The 17,846-nt window shown below is 61.1% G+C and carries 17 protein-coding genes and 1 tRNA gene; 6 read left to right on the forward strand and 12 right to left on the reverse strand.

The window, feature by feature from the left end:
- The first annotated feature begins 377 nt into the window (after positions 1-377).
- Both JNA92_RS14815 and JNA92_RS14820 read left to right on the forward strand, forming a co-directional pair.
- On the forward strand, positions 378-872 hold the full coding sequence (locus tag JNA92_RS14815) for a hypothetical protein (protein WP_241805389.1): 495 nt from the start codon (positions 378-380) through the stop codon (positions 870-872).
- Between the two features lie 101 nt (positions 873-973).
- Complete coding sequence (locus JNA92_RS14820) at positions 974-1,690, forward strand: hypothetical protein (RefSeq protein ID WP_241805390.1); 717 nt, start codon at positions 974-976, stop codon at positions 1,688-1,690.
- Positions 1,691-2,247: 557 nt separating this feature from the next.
- Here JNA92_RS14820 and JNA92_RS14825 read toward each other — a convergent pair.
- The 9 genes from JNA92_RS14825 to JNA92_RS14865 all read right to left on the reverse strand — a co-directional run bounded on the left by JNA92_RS14825 (position 2,248) and on the right by JNA92_RS14865 (position 9,390).
- Positions 2,248-2,323: transfer RNA gene (locus tag JNA92_RS14825), tRNA-Gly, on the reverse strand.
- Between the two features lie 63 nt (positions 2,324-2,386).
- Entirely contained in the window at positions 2,387-2,947 is a 561-nt protein-coding gene (pgsA, locus tag JNA92_RS14830) for a CDP-diacylglycerol--glycerol-3-phosphate 3-phosphatidyltransferase (protein ID WP_174142233.1), read from the reverse strand.
- A gap of 33 nt (positions 2,948-2,980) precedes the next feature.
- Complete coding sequence (uvrC, locus tag JNA92_RS14835) at positions 2,981-4,804, reverse strand: excinuclease ABC subunit UvrC (RefSeq protein ID WP_241805391.1); 1,824 nt, start codon at positions 4,802-4,804, stop codon at positions 2,981-2,983.
- Positions 4,805-4,809: 5 nt separating this feature from the next.
- Positions 4,810-5,448 (reverse strand): response regulator transcription factor GacA, encoded by a 639-nt coding sequence (gacA, locus tag JNA92_RS14840; RefSeq protein ID WP_012315215.1) that lies wholly within the window; start codon positions 5,446-5,448, stop codon positions 4,810-4,812.
- 63 nt (positions 5,449-5,511) lie between these two features.
- A complete protein-coding gene (locus tag JNA92_RS14845; RefSeq protein WP_241805392.1) occupies positions 5,512-5,901 on the reverse strand; it encodes a helix-turn-helix domain-containing protein in 390 nt (129 codons plus the stop codon).
- Positions 5,902-6,080: 179 nt separating this feature from the next.
- On the reverse strand, positions 6,081-6,512 hold the full coding sequence (locus JNA92_RS14850) for a GNAT family N-acetyltransferase (protein ID WP_241805393.1): 432 nt from the start codon (positions 6,510-6,512) through the stop codon (positions 6,081-6,083).
- A gap of 126 nt (positions 6,513-6,638) precedes the next feature.
- Entirely contained in the window at positions 6,639-7,334 is a 696-nt protein-coding gene (locus tag JNA92_RS14855) for a glutathione S-transferase N-terminal domain-containing protein (protein WP_241805394.1), read from the reverse strand.
- A 73-nt stretch (positions 7,335-7,407) separates the two neighbouring features.
- Complete coding sequence (locus JNA92_RS14860; protein ID WP_241805395.1) at positions 7,408-7,908, reverse strand: PaaI family thioesterase; 501 nt, start codon at positions 7,906-7,908, stop codon at positions 7,408-7,410.
- Between the two features lie 99 nt (positions 7,909-8,007).
- Complete coding sequence (locus JNA92_RS14865; protein ID WP_241805396.1) at positions 8,008-9,390, reverse strand: amino acid permease; 1,383 nt, start codon at positions 9,388-9,390, stop codon at positions 8,008-8,010.
- Between the two features lie 254 nt (positions 9,391-9,644).
- Here JNA92_RS14865 and JNA92_RS14870 point away from each other — a divergent pair, with 254 nt between their 5' ends.
- Both JNA92_RS14870 and JNA92_RS14875 read left to right on the forward strand, forming a co-directional pair.
- The gene (locus tag JNA92_RS14870) at positions 9,645-10,541 is read left to right on the forward strand and encodes a LysR substrate-binding domain-containing protein (protein ID WP_241805397.1); all 897 of its coding nucleotides are present in this window, start codon (positions 9,645-9,647) and stop codon (positions 10,539-10,541) included.
- Between the two features lie 105 nt (positions 10,542-10,646).
- Positions 10,647-11,891, forward strand: coding sequence for a 2-aminoadipate transaminase (locus tag JNA92_RS14875; protein WP_241805398.1), 1,245 nt, complete (start codon positions 10,647-10,649; stop codon positions 11,889-11,891).
- A gap of 3 nt (positions 11,892-11,894) precedes the next feature.
- On the opposite strand, the gene JNA92_RS14880 is transcribed toward JNA92_RS14875, so the two are convergent.
- Complete coding sequence (locus JNA92_RS14880) at positions 11,895-12,197, reverse strand: hypothetical protein (protein ID WP_241805399.1); 303 nt, start codon at positions 12,195-12,197, stop codon at positions 11,895-11,897.
- 139 nt (positions 12,198-12,336) lie between these two features.
- Here JNA92_RS14880 and JNA92_RS14885 point away from each other — a divergent pair, with 139 nt between their 5' ends.
- Positions 12,337-12,762, forward strand: coding sequence for a hypothetical protein (locus JNA92_RS14885; protein WP_241805400.1), 426 nt, complete (start codon positions 12,337-12,339; stop codon positions 12,760-12,762).
- Between the two features lie 73 nt (positions 12,763-12,835).
- Complete coding sequence (fusA, locus tag JNA92_RS14890) at positions 12,836-14,947, forward strand: elongation factor G (RefSeq protein WP_241805401.1); 2,112 nt, start codon at positions 12,836-12,838, stop codon at positions 14,945-14,947.
- A gap of 178 nt (positions 14,948-15,125) precedes the next feature.
- Here fusA and JNA92_RS14895 read toward each other — a convergent pair whose 3' ends face one another.
- Both JNA92_RS14895 and JNA92_RS14900 read right to left on the reverse strand, forming a co-directional pair.
- A complete protein-coding gene (locus JNA92_RS14895) occupies positions 15,126-16,568 on the reverse strand; it encodes a SulP family inorganic anion transporter (protein ID WP_241805402.1) in 1,443 nt (480 codons plus the stop codon).
- 104 nt (positions 16,569-16,672) lie between these two features.
- Positions 16,673-17,827 carry a hypothetical protein gene (locus JNA92_RS14900; protein ID WP_241805403.1) on the reverse strand — a complete coding sequence of 385 codons (1,155 nt, stop codon included), beginning with the start codon at positions 17,825-17,827 and terminating at the stop codon, positions 16,673-16,675.
- Positions 17,828-17,846: the final 19 nt, after the last annotated feature.

The following is a 17,846-nucleotide window of genomic DNA, read 5'->3' on the forward strand; positions in this document are numbered from 1 at the left end:
TAAAGCACAACGACTCGCCAGCCCATTTCGGGGCATGTATAAAATGCCCCAAACGAACGATCGCCAACCGCCATGACGTCGAGCGTGACGCAATCGGCCGTCTTATCAGCAAGCGCACTGAAGATGGCACCACCGACTACGACTGCGACGCCGCCGACAACCTGCTGTCCATCACCTTCACGGACAACCAGGGTGAGAAGCGGCAGCTTGAATACACTTACGATCCTAACGGGTGCAGACGCTGGTCCCGCCCGACTAGCGCGAACTCAACCACCTGTACTATGACAGCGAGAGATATAATTCCAGCAAGAGCGCCGCTTGTAGTACCTAAAGATGGCGGGATTAGAACCGCTTACCCGATATCGGAGTGAGTTTAAATGAAAATTAAGATCTCAATCAAATCGTCAAATTTTGAAAACTTTACTCTCCGTAGCTACAACCCAGAGGAAGATGATGTTCGATCCATATTAATAGACATATGCCAATTTATTGAAAACCAGATAGACTTCAAGATTTCCGGATTCGGACAGGATAATTGGCCAGTGGACAGCGGAATTGATCTAGCCGTCTTCCTTGAGCAACTTCCGGACGCAATAAAGGCGGTAAAACAAAAAAAGAATCTAGCTCTAGACTTTTATGAGCAAGGCATTGAAAGACATTTGAAATTTTCTGCCCCAGACATTAACGGCATGCATCAGATCGCCTGCACTAGCTACACCAGTTGGAAACCCGACCCTGAAGTCGAAGAAACCCACAACTCCGAGCTATTGGAAATGCTATATATTACCAAAGAAACCTTTATTAAAATCCTCACAGAACTACCACCAAACATAATTAATCATCCATGGATCGTGGAATGGAAGAATAATTAAAACACCCGAGGCATGGAATCTCATCTTGAGGATTTCTCCACGACAGCAGGGATATGCGCAGCAACGGTCTGTCCGGCATGGGCTGTAGTGTTCCATAGAGGTTGAGTTGGGTCGCGTCTAACATCCACACGGCGGAGAACTATGGATCAACATCCACAACGACGAACCGACTGGAACTGGGACGCCTCAATGCCGGTGATGCCTTCGTCAATGTCGTGGACGGCTTGGCCTTCTTTCAGCTGGAGGACGGTCAGACCGTTGCCGAAGATATCCATGACGGGCTCTATCAGGTTTTCGATACTGACCCACTGAATCCCAAACGCTCACGCCTGATCAGGCTCGGCGACCGCAATCTCTATTGCCTCGACCTGCTGTACAACGAACAAGGGCGCCTGATAGCCCTCTATGACAAGTACGGTCAAACGGTCGTGCAGCTTCATTATGACGCCAGGCATTTCTGGCGGGTCAGAGACATATCGCGGGTTTTCCTGAAGGGCGGCGGAACACCGACTGTAGAACACAGCGAACTGCTGGTTAGCTATCGCTACACTGACAGCGGGCAACTGCATGAGGTACTGGATGCTACGGGGCAACGGATCCGCCGCTTCACTTACACTCCCGAGTGCTACCTCAACAATCATCAACGGGCCAGCGGTGCTGTCCGCGAGTATGAATGGGCCCGCTTAGCCAGTCCTGAAGTAGGCCCTGCTCCCAAGCGTCTGAACGGGACGCCTTACCGCTTGCCTCTACTGCTGGAGCCTCAGCCCGATCACGAGTGGCGGGTGATTCGACACTGGGGCAGCGATGGAGAAGAGTAACGGTTCGACTACAACCTGGAAGCCGGTGAAACCCTCGTCACGGACAATCTCGGCCGTCGTGATCACTACTATTGGGGGCCATTGTACGAGGTCTATAAACACATCGATCCACTCGGCAATTGCTGGCAAGAAGATACCGTCGCCGGCCAACTGCTGAATAGCATCGACCCACTAGGAGGCGAATGGCGCGACAGCTATTTGGCGGTCCGGGTCACCGATACAACCGGACGCACTCAGCAATACGGCTACGACAACCACGACATAGCGTTCCAACCGACTCTAGTTGCTCGCCAGGTACTGCATCGCCTTACACCGCACGCTGGGGCTGGCCATGCTCTTTTCGATCAACTGGGTAGGCTTGTCGGCTGTGACCGGCGCGGGTTCACAACGATCCACAGCCGTAGACCTTGCGCACATGTTTGAGCACACGTCAGCAGAGGCTGGGCGCAGCTGATGTCCCTGGTTTGACCGTGGCTTTGACTGAAACGAAAAAAAGACGCCTAAGCGTCTTTTTTCGATGACTTACAGACTTCGATCGAACTCTGTAGATCTATAACTGGAGCGGGAAACGAGACTCGAACTCGCGACCCCGACCTTGGCAAGGTCGTGCTCTACCAACTGAGCTATTCCCGCGTCGTGATGGGTGCCATTCTAGCGATATCTAAAACGGCGTCAACCCCTTGATTCAAAAAAGTTTTATTTTTGTTCCGAACCTTCACGCAGGTGTGGCCAGGCGGCCAGCAGGTAGTGGGCCATCGACCACAGCGTCAGCGCCGCAGCAACCAACAGCAACCCGTAGCCCAGAATCACCCAGAAGGTCACCAGCGGCGGATTGCCCAGCAGGATGATCAGCGCCAGCATTTGCGCTGCGGTTTTCCACTTGCCGAGGTTTGACACCGCCACATGCGCCCGCGCCCCGAGCTCAGCCATCCACTCACGCAGGGCCGACACCACGATCTCGCGGCCGATGATCACGGCGGCCGGCAGGGTCAGCCAGAAGTTGGCGTGCACTTGCACCAGCAGCACCAAGGCTACGGCGACCATCAGCTTGTCGGCCACAGGGTCGAGGAACGCGCCGAACGGCGTGCTCTGCTGCAGGCGACGCGCCAGGTAGCCGTCCAGCCAGTCGGTGGCGGCGGCGATGGCGAACACCGTGCTGGCGGCCATATAGCTCCAGTGATAGGGCATATAGAACAGCAAGATGAAGATCGGAATGAGCAGGACGCGTAGAACGGTGAGCAGGTTTGGAATATTCATCGGTACGACTGGCTGCGGGTTGAGCCCGGCATTCTACTCGCTATGCAGGCTGGCATAAATCGACTCGGCAAGCTTTTTACTGATGCCGGGCGCTTTGGCAATTTCATCGATACTGGCGCGGTTGAGCTCTTGCAGGCCGCCGAAATGTTTCAGCAGGTCGCGGCGGCGCTTGGGCCCTACCCCGGCAACATCTTCCAGGCTGGACACCCGGCGGGCCTTGCCACGGCGAGCGCGGTGGCCGGTGATGGCAAAACGGTGCGCTTCGTCGCGGATCTGCTGGATCAGGTGCAGTGCCGGGTTGTCACCTTTGAGGGTGAACTCGTGGGCCACGTCATTGAGGTAAAGGGTCTCGAAACCGGCCTTGCGGGTCACGCCCTTTGCCACACCGAGCAGGGTCAGGTCGGTGAAGGCCAGCTCCTGCATCACTTCGCGGGCCATGTTCAGCTGGCCCTTGCCGCCATCCACCAGCAGCACGTCGGGCAACTTGCCCTCGCCGTCCTTGATGCGCCCATAGCGGCGCGTCAGGGCCTGGTGCATAGCGGCGTAGTCATCACCGGCGGTCACACCTTCGATGTTGAACCGACGGTAATCAGACTTGAGCGGACCTTCAGGCCCGAATACCACGCAACTGGCGACCGTTGCCTCGCCGCTGGAGTGGCTGATGTCGTAGCACTCCAGGCGCTGCGGCACTTCGTCCAGGCCCAGCACCTCGGCCAGGGCCTCGAACCGTGCTGCCATGTGTTGGCGGTTGGCCAGGCGGGCGTTGAGCGCCTGTTCGGCGTTGGTCACCGCCAGTTGCTGCCAACGCGCGCGGGTGCCGCGCACGCGGTGGCTGATGGTCAGCTCACGGCCGCGCAGGGTTTGCAATGCCTCGCTGATTGCAGCGAAGTCCTCGTGCACCACGTTGACGATCAGTTCGCCCGGCAATTCGCGCTCGGCATTGCCCACATAGAACTGGGACAGGAAGGCGGCCATCACTTCGGACACCTCTTCCTCGATGCCTACCTGCGGGAAGAAGTTCTTGCTGCCCAGCACCCGGCCACCGCGCACGCTGATCAGGTGCACGCAGGCCCCACCGGGGTTGATGAATGCGGCGACTACGTCGACATCGCCGGAGCCGCCTTCCATGTATTGCTGGTCCTGGACCCGGCGCAGCAAGGCGATCTGGTCGCGCAGTTCGGCGGCCTTCTCGAAGTTCAGGGCCATCGCGGCCTTTTCCATCTCGGCATTGAGCTCATTACCCAACTGCTGGCTGCGGCCCTCGAGGAACATCACCGAATGGCGCACGTCCTCGGCATATTCCTCTGCATCGACCAGGCCCACACAAGGCCCCTTGCAGCGCTTGATCTGGTATTGCAGACAAGGGCGGGTGCGGTTGGCGTAATAGCTGTCCTCGCATTGGCGTACCGAGAAGGCTTTTTGCAGCAGGCCGAGGCTTTCGCGAATGGCCCCGGCGCTGGGGTATGGCCCAAAGTAGCGCCCCTTGGCTTTTTTCGCGCCGCGGTGAATGCCCAGCCGTGGGAATTGGCCGTCGGATAAAAACACGTACGGGTAGGATTTATCGTCGCGCAGCAGGATGTTGTAAGGCGGCCGCCACTGCTTGATCAGGTTCTGCTCTAACAGCAGCGCCTCGGTCTCATTGGCGGTGATGGTGGTCTCGACCTGGGCGATGCGCCCCACCAGCGCGGCCGTTTTAGGCGCCAGGCCAGTCTTGCGGAAATAGCTGGCCAAACGCTTCTTGAGGTTCTTGGCCTTGCCCACATAGAGCAGCCGAGCCTCGCTGTCGAACATCCGGTAGACGCCCGGGCGAGCGCTGCAGGTTGCCAGGAACGCGCTGGCATCAAAAGCTTGGGACATGAGGTTCAGAGGCTTGCGTCGACCATACCGTGGCGAACGGCCAGCAACGTCAGTTCGACGTCGCTGGTGACCGAGAGTTTTTCAAAGATCCGATACCGGTAAGTATTGACGGTCTTGGGCGACAGGCACAACTTGTCGGAGATGAGCTGAACCTTCTGGCACCCAACGATCATCAGGGCAATCTGGATTTCCCGCTCCGACAGCGCGTCGAACGGCGAACCTTGCGGCTGGAACGACTTGAGTGCCAGTTGCTGAGCAATCTGCGGGCTGATGTAACGCTGCCCGGCAAACGCCAGGCGGATGGCCTGGACCATCTCGTCCAGCCCCGCGCCCTTGGTCAGGTAGCCGGCCGCGCCGGCTTGCATCAGGCGCGTGGGGAACGGGTCTTCCTCGCACACGGTCACGGCCACCACCTTGGTATCAGGGTGGCTGCGCAACAGTTTACGGGTAGCCTCAAGGCCACCAATGCCAGGCATCTTGACGTCCATCAGCACGACATCCGGCTTGAGCTCCCGGACCAGCTTGAGCGCCGACTCGCCCGAATCCGCCTCCCCCACTACCTGCAAGCCGTCGATGTCGGCCAGCATGCGTGTAATACCGGTTCGCACCAGATCGTGGTCGTCGACCACTAGGACCCTAATCAAGCAGACACCTCGTCAACAGGGCGATTGGATCCCGCCACCTTAACAAAATTTTTCAAGACGGGCCTAGCGTAAAACTTCCTTAGGGAAGGCCCTACGCTCACGCCACTGCGGCCGCATCGCATCACTGCGCCCTCCATCGCCCAACAGGCGCTCCAGCAAATGCCCGAACGCGGCTTTGTCGTCAGCAGCCAGGCGCCTGAACGCAGCCACTAAACCGGTTTCATCCGCCGTCAGACTGTCCAGTTGCGCGGGGGTGCGCACACCGCTGAGCACATAGAGCGCGTCCACACCTCTGGCCGCCAGCGCCGCTAGGTAATCGAGCCTTGGCGTGCGCTCGCCACTTTCATATTTGCCCTGGGCATTGGGTTCGACGCCGCCGATATCACCAAACACCCGCTGGGTCATCCCCAGCCGTTCACGCTCTTCCTTAAGACGCGGACCGAGCCCATTCATACTGATGTTTCTCCTGCTTCCCTAGCCATCATCAAATACTGCTCACAACCCTGTGGGCCTTTGCAGACTACTCGGTCACTATGCCCATCGCACGCCGGAGTCGCAAGCCAGTATCATGCCTCCACCAAGCGCCGTAAGTCTTGATCTGCATGGCTTTTACAACACACATATGACGCGGATCAGCCAATCACCTTCTGCATACGCACAAAACACTCATCCTCGCCCATTTCGACAAACCCTTGGCGCTGGTACAGCCGCCGCGCCGGGTTGCTCTTGAACACCATCAAGCGCAGCAATGGCAGCCTCTGCTGCGCCGCCTTATCGGCCAGCGCTTGCAGTACCCAACTGCCAACCCCTCGCCCGCGATGCTCAGGCACCAGGTGCAGTTCGCGAATGAACAATGCCTGGCGGTCCTTGCTAAGGCTGCAGAAGCCCAGCACGGATCCCCCTTCCACGATCAGCCACTGCTCCCGCCAATCCCAGGCCTGATCGAACGCCTCTTCGATCCACAACAGATCGAATTCCCGATAGTAGGCCAGCATGGCCCGGCGCGTGAGGTCACGGGCGAAGGTGCGGTGGGCATCGGTCGCAGGTATCAACTCAATGGGCATCACACACCGCCTTGCTCAACCAACCGTGGCCGGGCACCTCGCGCTTGCAGCGGATCATCGGGGCCTCCTGCATTGGCCTGCAGCCTTTCGACAGGCTCGGAGATTCACTGACCGGGTCACAGCGCATCAACCTGGGATTTTCAGGCCCCGCTGAACGGCTGGGCGCTCGAGAAAATCGCTCAGCACGCGCTGCACGTTCTTGAACTGATCGAAGCCGACCAGCTCACTGGCGTTATAGCGTTCCACCAGGTTACGCACCCAAGGGAAGATGGCGATATCGGCGATGCTGTACTCATCGACCATCCACTGCCGCCCTTGCAGGTGCCGGTCCAGCACGCCTAGCAGGCGCTTGGATTCGTTGACGTAGCGGTCCCGTGGGCGCTTGTCTTCATACTCCTTGCCAGCGAAGAAGTGAAAGAAGCCGACCTGGCCGAACATCGGGCCGATGCCGCCCATCTGGAACATCAGCCACTGCAGCGTCTGGTAGCGGGTCGCCGGGTCATGGCTGAGCAATTGCCCGCTCTTTTCTGCCAGGTACTGCAGGATCGCGCCCGACTCGAACAACGGCAAAGGCTGGCCGCCAGGGCCATCGGGGTCGAGGATCGCCGGGATCTTGTTGTTGGCGCTGAGGGAGATGAACTCAGGGCTGAGCTGGTCGTCGGTTTCGAAGCTCACCTTGTGCGGCTCGTAAGCCAGGCCGATCTCCTCCAGCATGATCGACACCTTGACGCCGTTGGGCGTAGGCAGCGAGTACAGCTGCAGGCGCTCGGGGTGTTGCGCGGGCCATTTGCGTGTGACGGGAAATGCGCTGAGATCGGTCATGGTCAACCTGTGCCAAGGGAATGAACCTGTCACTTTAGTAACATCCCGGGCGGCTGACCATCACCTGCCGTTGTCAGCTCACTTGGCCATGGGCCTTGAGCTTGAGCTTTTCGGTATCCACACGGACGAACACCGAATCGGCGCTGACTGTCAGCACATCCCCCGCCCAGACCTCGCAGATGACCCGCGTCTTGCGCCCGACTTCGCCTTCCACACGCGCCTTCAGCAGCAGCTCGACACCCAGAGGTGTGGGTTTGAGGTAGTTCAGGCCCAGGCTGCCGGTGACACAATCGATACGTGGCAGGCTGCCCGGCGTACGCCCTTCGGCCCGGTAGTGGTAGGCCATGGCAGTCCAGTTGGAATGGCAATCGACCAGCATCGCCAGCAGGCCGCCGTAGACCAGCCCCGGCCAGCCGGTGAACGTGCCGTCGGGCGTGTGGCGGCACACCAGGTGGATACCGTCGGCGTCCCAATGGCTTTGCACATGCAGGCCGCTGGGGTGGGCAACGCCGCAGCCGTAGCAAATACCATCGGGTGCGGCCAATGCCTGCAGGCAGAGCGCTTGTTCGTTCATACGCGTCCTTTACGTGTGGCAATGGGTAGGGATGCAAGCTGCATGGTAGCGCCGCGCCTGGCATGCACCAATGCAAAGGGGCGCAAAGCGCCCCAATGTTCAGGCAGGCTGCGCCACCGCCCTGGCACCGCGCTGAGTCAGCGAAACCAGCAAGATGAACAAGGTCACCCCGGCCGTCATCAGGGTCTCGTAACGGTACGCATCACTGAACAGCATATAGCCCAGCACCATCACGATCGTGCCGATCACCAGCCAGGTCAGCCAGGGGAATAGCCACATCTTCAGCTCCAGCGCACGCCCCTCTCGATCGGCACGGGCCCGCATGCGCAATTGCGATACGGCAATCACCAGGTACACCAGCAAGGCAATCGCACCGGTGGTCGACAGCAGGAAGCCGAACACCTTGCCGGGGAACACGTAGTTGACGAAGCAGCCGGCAAAGCCTGCCAGGGTCGAGAAGACCACCGCAACGGTCGGCACGCCGGCACCGGAAATACGTTTGGTCATGCTCAGCGCCTGGCCACGGGCACCCAGGGAATACAGCATGCGCGAAGCGGTATACAGGCCGGAGTTCATGCAACTGGTGACCGCCACCAGCACCACCAGGTCGACCAGCAATTTCGCACCGGGCACATTCAGCACCTCAAGCACCCGCTGGAACGAACCCACCGCCTTGAGTTGCGGATCGTTCCAGGCCACCAGCGACACCACCAGGAAGATCGAGGCCAGGTAGAAGATGGCGATGCGGTACACCACCAGGTTGGTGGCGCGGCGGATCTTGTCTTTCGGGTTGGCGGTCTCGTCAGCGGCAATGGTGACGATCTCGGCGCCGAAGAACGAGAAGATGGTGATCAACACGCCACCGAGCACGGTACCGAAGCCATTGGGCATGAACCCACCGCTGTCCCAGAGCCGGCTCACCCCTGAGACCTCGGCCAGTGGCCAGAAGCCGAACACAGCCAGGCTGCAGACCACGATGAAGGCAATGATCGCGACCACCTTGACCAAGGCAAACCAGTACTCGAACGCACCGAAGTTCTTCACGCTGACCAGGTTGGTGCCCGACAGCACGAACATGATCAGGAAGGCGAATAACCACGACGGTACCGCTGGGAAGTAGGCGTGCAGGATGTCAGCACCGGCGATGGCTTCGACCGGGATGATCAGCACCCAGAACCACCAGTAGAGCCAGCCGATGGTGAACCCTGCCCAGGGGCCGATGGCCTCGGAGGCGTAAGTCGAGAAGGAACCGCTGTTGGGGTTGGCAATGGCCATTTCGCCGAGCATGCGCATCACCAGCAACACCAACAGGCCCGTCATGGCGTAGGAGATGAGAATGGCCGGGCCAGCGGTGGCAATGGCATTTGAGGAACCGATGAACAAGCCGGCGCCAATGATGCCGGCGATGGAAATCATCGACACCTGACGGGAGGTCAGGCCGTGCTGCAGGGAACGCTGTTTCTTGTTTTCTAGCGAAGCCATGGAGAACCCTCGAATGGGTCGGCCGTCGCAGGGACGGCTGAAAAAGTTGGAGCAGAATTCATCTAAGTCGTGATGCTGTTTTTCTTGTTTTGCAGTTGCCGGCGGTGCACTTTCCTCCTCTTCGCAGTACCGGTTGTCATCGTTGATCCAGGTCAGTATTAATCTATAGGGCGAGGTCAACAAACGACCTTTTCGAAGCACATGATTCCAGTATGGAATGAACTCCTTCCTTTTTTGCTCGGTACGCGCCTGCCATGTCCAAACGCCTGATGCCCTCGACTACCGCCCTGCAGTGTTTCGAAGCGGCCGCCCGCCACCTGAGCTTCACCCGGGCGGCGCAAGAGCTGCACCTGACCCAGAGCGCCGTCAGCAAGCAGGTCGCGCAGCTTGAAGAACTGCTTGCACACTCGCTGTTCCAGCGCGTTCGTCGGCGCCTGCACCTGACCCCGGCCGGCGCCCTGTACCTGACCGAAGTGAACAAGATCCTCAACCAGATCGACATTTCCAGCCGCTACATCCTCAGCTATGGCGACGAAACCGAAGTGCTGCGCATCGCCACCCAGCCCACCTTCGGTGCTCGCTGGCTGGTGCCCAGGCTCAGGGGCTTCGGTGACCGCTACCCGCGCATCCACCTGGACATCCGCAACGAGCTGGAGCCCTTCGACCTGGCGCAGGCCAAGGCGGACATCGCCTTCTTTTTCGGCCAGGGCACCTGGCCGGGGGCGACCTGCATCGAACTGTTCAGCGAAGAAGTGGTGCCGGTGTGCGCACCGCAGCTACAGGCCAGGCACCGCTTCGACAGTGCCCAGGCCCTCACCGAGCACCGCTTGCTGCAATGCGCATCTCGCCCGGAAGCCTGGCACGAATGGTTTCTGGGGCTGGGCCTGCACAGCCAGAACAGCTACCACGGGCCACGGTTCGACACGTTCTACCTGTGCATCCGTGCGGCCATCGCAGGTTGCGGCATCGCCCTGATCCCGCGCTACCTGGTGGCCGAGGAGTTGAGCGAAGGCAAGCTGGTAGTGGCCTGGGACCACCCGGTGGCGAGCAATGGGCGGCACTTCATCGCCCATGCCGAGCACGCGGCAGAGGTACCGAAGATCAGGGCCTTCGTGCAGTGGATTGGTGAACGCGTGGCAGAGGGAGACTGACCAAGTTCGCGAATCCATGGAATGATCGCAATCGAATAATTCGTTTGTGGAATAGCACTTCGACGCGCTTCGATAGTAAGAAACTCGAACAAGGTCTGCGTGCCCATGAATCTGGAAAGTATCAGCCAATCCATTGCCATCGTTCATCCGATTACACTTTCCCATGGCCGTAATGCCGAAGTCTGGGATACCGACGGCAAACGTTACATCGACTTCGTCGGCGGCATTGGCGTGCTCAACCTGGGCCACTGCAACCCGGCCGTGGTCGCGGCCATCCAGGCCCAGGCCACGCGCCTGACCCACTCTGCCTTCAACGCGGCCCCTCACGGCCCTTACCTGGAGCTCATGGAGCGCCTGCGCGCGTTCGTGCCGGTCAGCTACCCGCTGGCCGGCATGTTGACCAACAGCGGCGCAGAAGCAGCAGAAAACGCCCTCAAGGTCGCCCGCGGTGCCACCGGCAAGCGCGCCATCATCGCCTTCGATGGCGGCTTTCATGGCCGCACACTGGCCACCCTGAACCTCAACGGCAAGGTCGCGCCCTACAAACAAAGGGTCGGTGAACTGCCGGGGCCGGTCTACCACCTGCCCTACCCCAGCGCCGACACCGGAGTCACCTGCGAGCAGGCGCTCCAGGCCATGGACCGCCTGTTCAGCGTCGAGCTTGCGGTCGAGGACGTGGCGGCGTTCATCCTGGAGCCGGTGCAAGGCGAAGGCGGCTTCCTCGCCCTGGACCCGGCCTTTGCCCAGGCGCTGCGCCGGTTCTGCGACGAGCGCGGGATCCTGATCATCATCGACGAGATCCAGTCGGGTTTCGGCCGCACCGGGCAGCGCTTCGCCTTCCCGCGGCTGGGCATCGAGCCGGATTTGCTGCTGTTGGCCAAGAGTATTGCCGGTGGCCTGCCGCTGGGGGCGGTGGTCGGGCGCCAGGCGTTGATGGCTGCGCTGCCCAAGGGCGGCCTCGGCGGGACCTATTCGGGCAATCCGATTGCCTGTGCGGCGGCGCTGGCAAGCCTGGCGCAGATGACGGATGAGAACATTGCCACATGGGGCGAGCGCCAGGAGCAGGCCATCGTCAGCCACGTAGAACGCTGGCAGCAACGCTTCCCGTTCATCGGGCGCCTGACAGGCGTCGGTGCGATGCGCGGGATCGAGTTCGTCAATGCCGACGGCAGCCCTGCCCCCGCTCAGCTGGCCAAGGTCATGGACGCGGCGAGGGCCAAAGGCCTGTTGCTGATGCCCAGCGGCAAGGCGCGCCACATCATTCGCCTGCTGGCCCCCCTGACCATCGAAGCCGAGGTGCTCGAAGAAGGGTTGAACATCTTCGAGCAGTGCCTGGCGGAGTTGAACTGAGGCTTACAGGCCCAGCTCCTGCGGGGTCAGCATGTCGGACTCGAAAGCGATCCAGCCGCCTTCGAGTTCGGCGTGGCCGTTGACGATCGGACCGTAGTAGGTGAGGCCGTTCTCAAGCGTCACGCAGATATGCGTGGCCGGTTTTTCCGGGGCCGCGAGCGTGCCGACGAAATGCACCTTCTTCAGGGTTTCGGTCACGGCTTCCAGGCCAACACGCATGCTGGGGTTTTCCGAGGCCTCGACATCGCCCCCACGGTCTTCGGCGCTGATGGTGACGGTGGCGGTGTACGGGAACTGGGTGCTCAAGCGGGGTTACCTCGGTATTGGATGCAGGCTTGCGGGCGCGTAGATTACGGCAGCTGTACGCTGTTGTCTCTAATGGCCTCCCCCGGCTTGATCTGTTAGGGTGCGCGCCGATGCACGCCACACCACACGAGGACACCGAGTGAGCGCCGAAGAACCCCTGATCGCCGACCTGTTCGAGGTCGACAAACGCCTGACCCTCAAGCCCGTCGTGGACTTCAACAGCTACCTGCGCAACGCGTTTGGCGAAGGCCCGTGCCGCTGCCACCGCTGCAGCGAAGGTGGCGACGAAAGCACCTATACCCACGCCCACAGTTTCCTGTTCGAGGGCGGCCAGTGGCACCGACGTTTCGCCAGCACCGCCGGCAGCGACGTCGCGCAGGTACTGAAAAAAGCCTGGCTGTCGTACACCAAGGCTGACCTGCCCTTGGTCGGGGCCCTAGACCTTGCCACTCTCAAGACCTTTACCGAAGCGGCGTTGCATGAGCGCCTGCTGGCCCTGCTGCCCGCCAGCGGCCTTGCCCGCGAAGTGGACGGCCAGTGGCTGCTGCAAGCCCAGGCCGACTGACGGCCCGGCGGTAAAGCAGGATTCTCCCGCTCTGCTACCTTGGGAGAATCCGCTCATCCGCAGGTAGTCCGTCATGGCCCGTACAACGCCCATCGAGCTGTACCGCAACATTGGTATCGTCGCCCACGTGGATGCCGGCAAGACCACGACCACCGAGCGCATCCTGTTCTACACCGGGGTCAACCACAAGATGGGCGAGGTGCATGATGGTGCCGCGACCATGGACTGGATGGCCCAGGAGCAGGAGCGCGGCATCACCATCACTTCGGCGGCGACCACGGCCTTCTGGCAGGGCTCGACCAAGCAGTTCGCCGACAAGTACCGTTTCAACATCATCGACACCCCCGGCCACGTCGACTTCACCATCGAGGTGGAACGTTCGCTGCGCGTGCTCGATGGCGCCGTGGTGGTGTTCAGCGGTGCCGACGGGGTGGAGCCACAGTCCGAGACCGTGTGGCGGCAGGCCAACAAGTATCACGTCCCGCGCCTGGCCTATATCAACAAGATGGACCGCCAGGGCGCGGACTTCCTGCGCGTGGTCAAACAGATCGACAAGCGCCTGGGGCACCACCCGGTACCGATCCAGCTGGCCATCGGCAGCGAAGAAAACTTCATCGGTCAGATCGACCTGGTGAAGATGAAGGCGATCTACTGGAACGACGCCGACCATGGCACCACCTACCGCGAAGAAGAAATCCCGGACGAACTCAAAGCATTGGCTGACGAATGGCGCGCGCACATGGTCGAGGCGGCGGCCGAGGCCAATGACGAGTTGACCACGAAGTTTCTCGATGGCGAGGAACTGAGCATCGAGGAGATCAAGGCCGCCCTGCGCCAGCGCACCATTGCCAACGAAATCGTGCCGACCATCCTTGGCTCATCGTTCAAGAACAAAGGCGTGCCGCTGATGCTCGATGCGGTGATCGACTACCTGCCAGCGCCCTCCGAGATCCCGGCAATCAAGGGCACCGACCCGGACGACGAAGATAAGCACCTGGAACGCCACGCCGACGACAAAGAACCGTTCTCGGCCCTGGCGTTCAAGATCGCCACCGACCCTTTCGTCGGTACGCTCACGTTCGCCCGGGTGTACTCCGGCGTGCTCAGTTCCGGCAATGCAGTGCTCAATTCGGTCAAAGGCAAGAAAGAACGGATTGGCCGGATGGTGCAGATGCATGCCAACCAACGTGCTGAAATCAAGGACGTATGCGCCGGTGACATCGCGGCCTTGATCGGCATGAAGGACGTGACGACCGGCGACACGCTGTGCGACATGGACAAACCTATCATCCTCGAGCGCATGGACTTCCCGGACCCGGTGATCTCCGTGGCCGTAGAACCCAAAACCAAAGCCGACCAGGAAAAAATGGGCATCGCCCTGGGCAAGCTGGCCCAGGAAGACCCCTCGTTCCGCGTGCGCACCGATGAGGAGACTGGCCAGACCATCATCTCCGGCATGGGCGAACTGCACCTGGATATCATCGTCGACCGCATGCGGCGTGAGTTCAACGTCGAGGCCAATATCGGCAAGCCCCAGGTGGCCTACCGCGAGAAGATCCGCAACACCTGCGAGATCGAGGGCCGCTTCGTTCGCCAGTCCGGCGGGCGCGGCCAGTATGGGCACTGCTGGATCCGCTTTGCGCCAGGTGATGAAGGTAAGGAAGGCCTGGAGTTCATCAACGAAATCGTTGGCGGTGTGATACCGCGCGAGTACATCCCGGCGATTCAGAAAGGCATCGAGGAGCAGATGAAGAACGGCGTGCTTGCCGGCTACCCACTGATCAACCTCAAGGCTGCGGTATACGACGGCTCGTATCACGACGTCGATTCCAACGAGATGGCCTACAAGATCGCCGCCTCCATGGCCACCAAGCAACTGTCGCAAAAAGGTGGGGCGGTGTTGCTGGAGCCGGTGATGAAGGTCGAGGTGGTCACGCCCGAAGAATACCAGGGCGACATCATGGGTGACCTTAGCCGGCGCCGGGGCATGATCCAGGATGGCGACGAGACGCCCGCCGGCAAGGTGATCCGTGCCGAGGTGCCACTGGGAGAAATGTTCGGCTACGCCACCTCGATGCGCTCGATGACTCAGGGGCGCGCCAGCTACACGATGGAGTTCACCCGTTATGCCGAGGCGCCGGCGAGCATTGCAGACGGGATTGTGAAGAAGAATCGCGGGGAGTGAACCGCGCGAGGGCTGCGCCCTCGATCGCCGGCAAGCCGGCTCCCACCTCGCCCGCGCAGCGCTTCAGGGCTGCGCTTTACCTGTGGAAGCAACCGGCTTGCCCGATTTCTAAAAATTGGCGCAATCCAAGTGGGAGCCGGCTTGCCGGCGATAGGGCCGGCACTGCCCCATCAAGAACTCAGTGGTGTTCGCCAGCCCGCTTCAACAGCTTCTTGCAACGCTCGGACAGATGCACCACCCGCAGCTGCTTGCCCGCCTTGGCATAGCGCTCGCGCAAGGTCTTCAATGCGGCAATTGCCGAGTAATCGACAAAGCTCACATGCTGGCAATCCAGGGTAACCTTGGCCGGGTCACCCGCCGGGTCGAACTGGTTGAGAAACGGCGTGACCGAGGCGAAGAACAGCGTGCCATGCACCTGGTAATGCTTGATCCCCTCGGCATCTTCATGGCTGTCGGCATACAGCTCCCGAGCATGCTGCCAGGCAAAATTCACCGCTGCGATGACGATACCGAACAATACGGCCGTGGCCAGGTCGGTGAACACCGTGACCACCGTCACAGCGATGATCGCCAGCACATCACTGACCGGCACTTTGTGCAGCACGCGCAAGGACGCCCAGGCGAAGGTCTGCTGGGCGACCACGAACATCACCCCGACCAGCGCCGCCAACGGAATACGCTCGATCAGCGGCGACAGGAACAGCACGAACAACAAGATCATCACCCCCGCCACCACGCCGGACAGCCGGCCGCGGCCATTGGAGCTCAGGTTGATCACCGTCTGGCCGATCATCGCGCAGCCGCCCATGCCACCGCACAAGCCTGAAACCATGTTGGCCGCCCCCAGAGCCACGCACTCGCGGTCCGGATAGCCGCGGCTCTCGGTAATCTCGTCGGTGAGGTTCAGGGTCAGCAGGGTCTCCAGCAGGCCGACCATGGCCATCAGCACCGCGTATGGGGCAATGATCTTCAGCGTTTCCAGGTTCCAGGGCACGTCCGGCAGGGCCAGCGCCGGCAGCCCACCCGCGATGTGCGCCATGTCTCCGAGGGTGCGGGTTGGCAGGTCAAGCAGGTACACCAACACGCCAACGCCGAGGATCGCCACCAGCGCTGGTGGCACGGCGCGGGTCAGCTTGGGCAGCACGTACACCACCAGCATGGTCAGCGCCACCAGGCCGATCATCAGCCACAGCGGCGTGCCGCTGAGCCACTGCTCACCCGCCTTGAAGTGCTCCAGCTGGGCCAGGGCGATGACGATCGCCAGGCCGTTGACGAAGCCAAGCATCACCGGATACGGCACCAGGCGCACCAGCTTACCCAGGCGCAGCAGGCCGAACAGGACCATCACCACTCCGCCCAACAGCACGGTGGCCAGCAGGTACTGCGCACCGTGCTGCACCACCAGGGCGACGATGACCACCGCCATCGAGCCGGCAGCACCGGAGATCATGCCCGGCCGGCCACCGAACAGCGCAGTCAGGGTGCAGATGATGAAGGCGCCGTACAGGCCCATCAGCGGGTTGAGGTGCGCCACCAGGGCGAAGGCGATGCACTCGGGCACCAGGGCGAATGAAGTGGTCAGGCCGGCGAGCAGGTCGGCGCGAAGTCGGGCGGGTTTCATGAGTATCCTGTGATGCTGGGCCAGGCGGCCGATACTGGAAAAACAAACGAAGGGCGGGATGTTACGGAATTTGTCTGGCTGAGACCACCGCAAGCAGGCCAGCCCTAGCCGCGCGCCAGCCACTCGGCCATTGCCACATCTTCCAGCGCGTACTCGCCACGATTGGCCTTCCACACCAGCTCCTTTTCCCGCAAGGCATCCAGGGCTTTCTGCACATTGGGTGTGGTGGCATTGGCTTGAGCAGCGGCCTGTTCCAGCTTTCGATTGACGTCGATGAAGGTCTGCTCGGTGAAAGGCGAGAACGGCTGCCGGGCCAGCGTGCGCTCGGCCATCACCGCCAGCACCGCCTGTTGCAAGGCAGACAGCTCGTTCCAGGCACTTTCGTAGTCGCTCCACACCCCGGCCTGATGGTTCAACGCGCCGGTGCGCAGCAGCTCGCCAAGGTTACCTGCTTCGCCCAGCCCGATACTCACCTCGGTCAGCAACTTACCGAGCATCTCCGGGCGCCGGCCCACACGTTCGAAGGCATACTCCAGGTCCTCGGCCTTGAACTGGTTGCTGGCCGCCAGACGGCCATTCCAGACAGCGGTCACGAAGTCGACGAAGTCCCGCCCCAACAGCGGAAACGCTGTGATGCTGGCACCATAGAATGGCTGCTTGCTCTTGAGCACCAGATTGGCCAGCTTGTCCCGGCTGGAGCCGGTAAACACCAGGCGCAGCCCATCCGGGCGGTCACCCCGGTTGAGGTGGTCGCGCGCCGCCTTGAGGGCGAACATGGCGTTCAGCCCACCCTCGCTGTTGAGGGCATGCTGCGCCTCGTCCACTACCAGCACCACCATTTGCCCACACACCTGATGCAAGACCGCAAGCGCCTGGGCCAGTGTGGTACCGGCGGGCAGTTGCGGCCGGGTGAAATCCCAGCTGAGCGTGCGCAGCAGGTTGATCTTGTCGATACCCGCCTTCTTCGCGGTTTTAGCCAGGGTGCTTTCAAAACGCGCCAGAGCGCTGCCGATGGCACCACTGATCAACTCGGCAGGGTCGGCATCACGGTCAGACCACAGGTCGACATACACCGGCAGCCAGCCACGTTCCAGGCAGGCTGGAATGAAGTCGTTGTTCAGGAATGTACTCTTGCCCGTGCGCCGTGGCGCTGCGAGGAACATCCCCGAGCTGTAGTCGACGAACGACTCGCCAGCCAGGTCCCTTACCAGGGCTTTAGCCAGCTGTTCGCGGCGGAAGATCGGGCGGGCAAGGCTCATGGCACTATCCTGAATTATC

The organism is Pseudomonas putida (assembly GCF_022627325.1).
Taxonomy (GTDB): domain Bacteria; phylum Pseudomonadota; class Gammaproteobacteria; order Pseudomonadales; family Pseudomonadaceae; genus Aquipseudomonas; species Aquipseudomonas putida_X.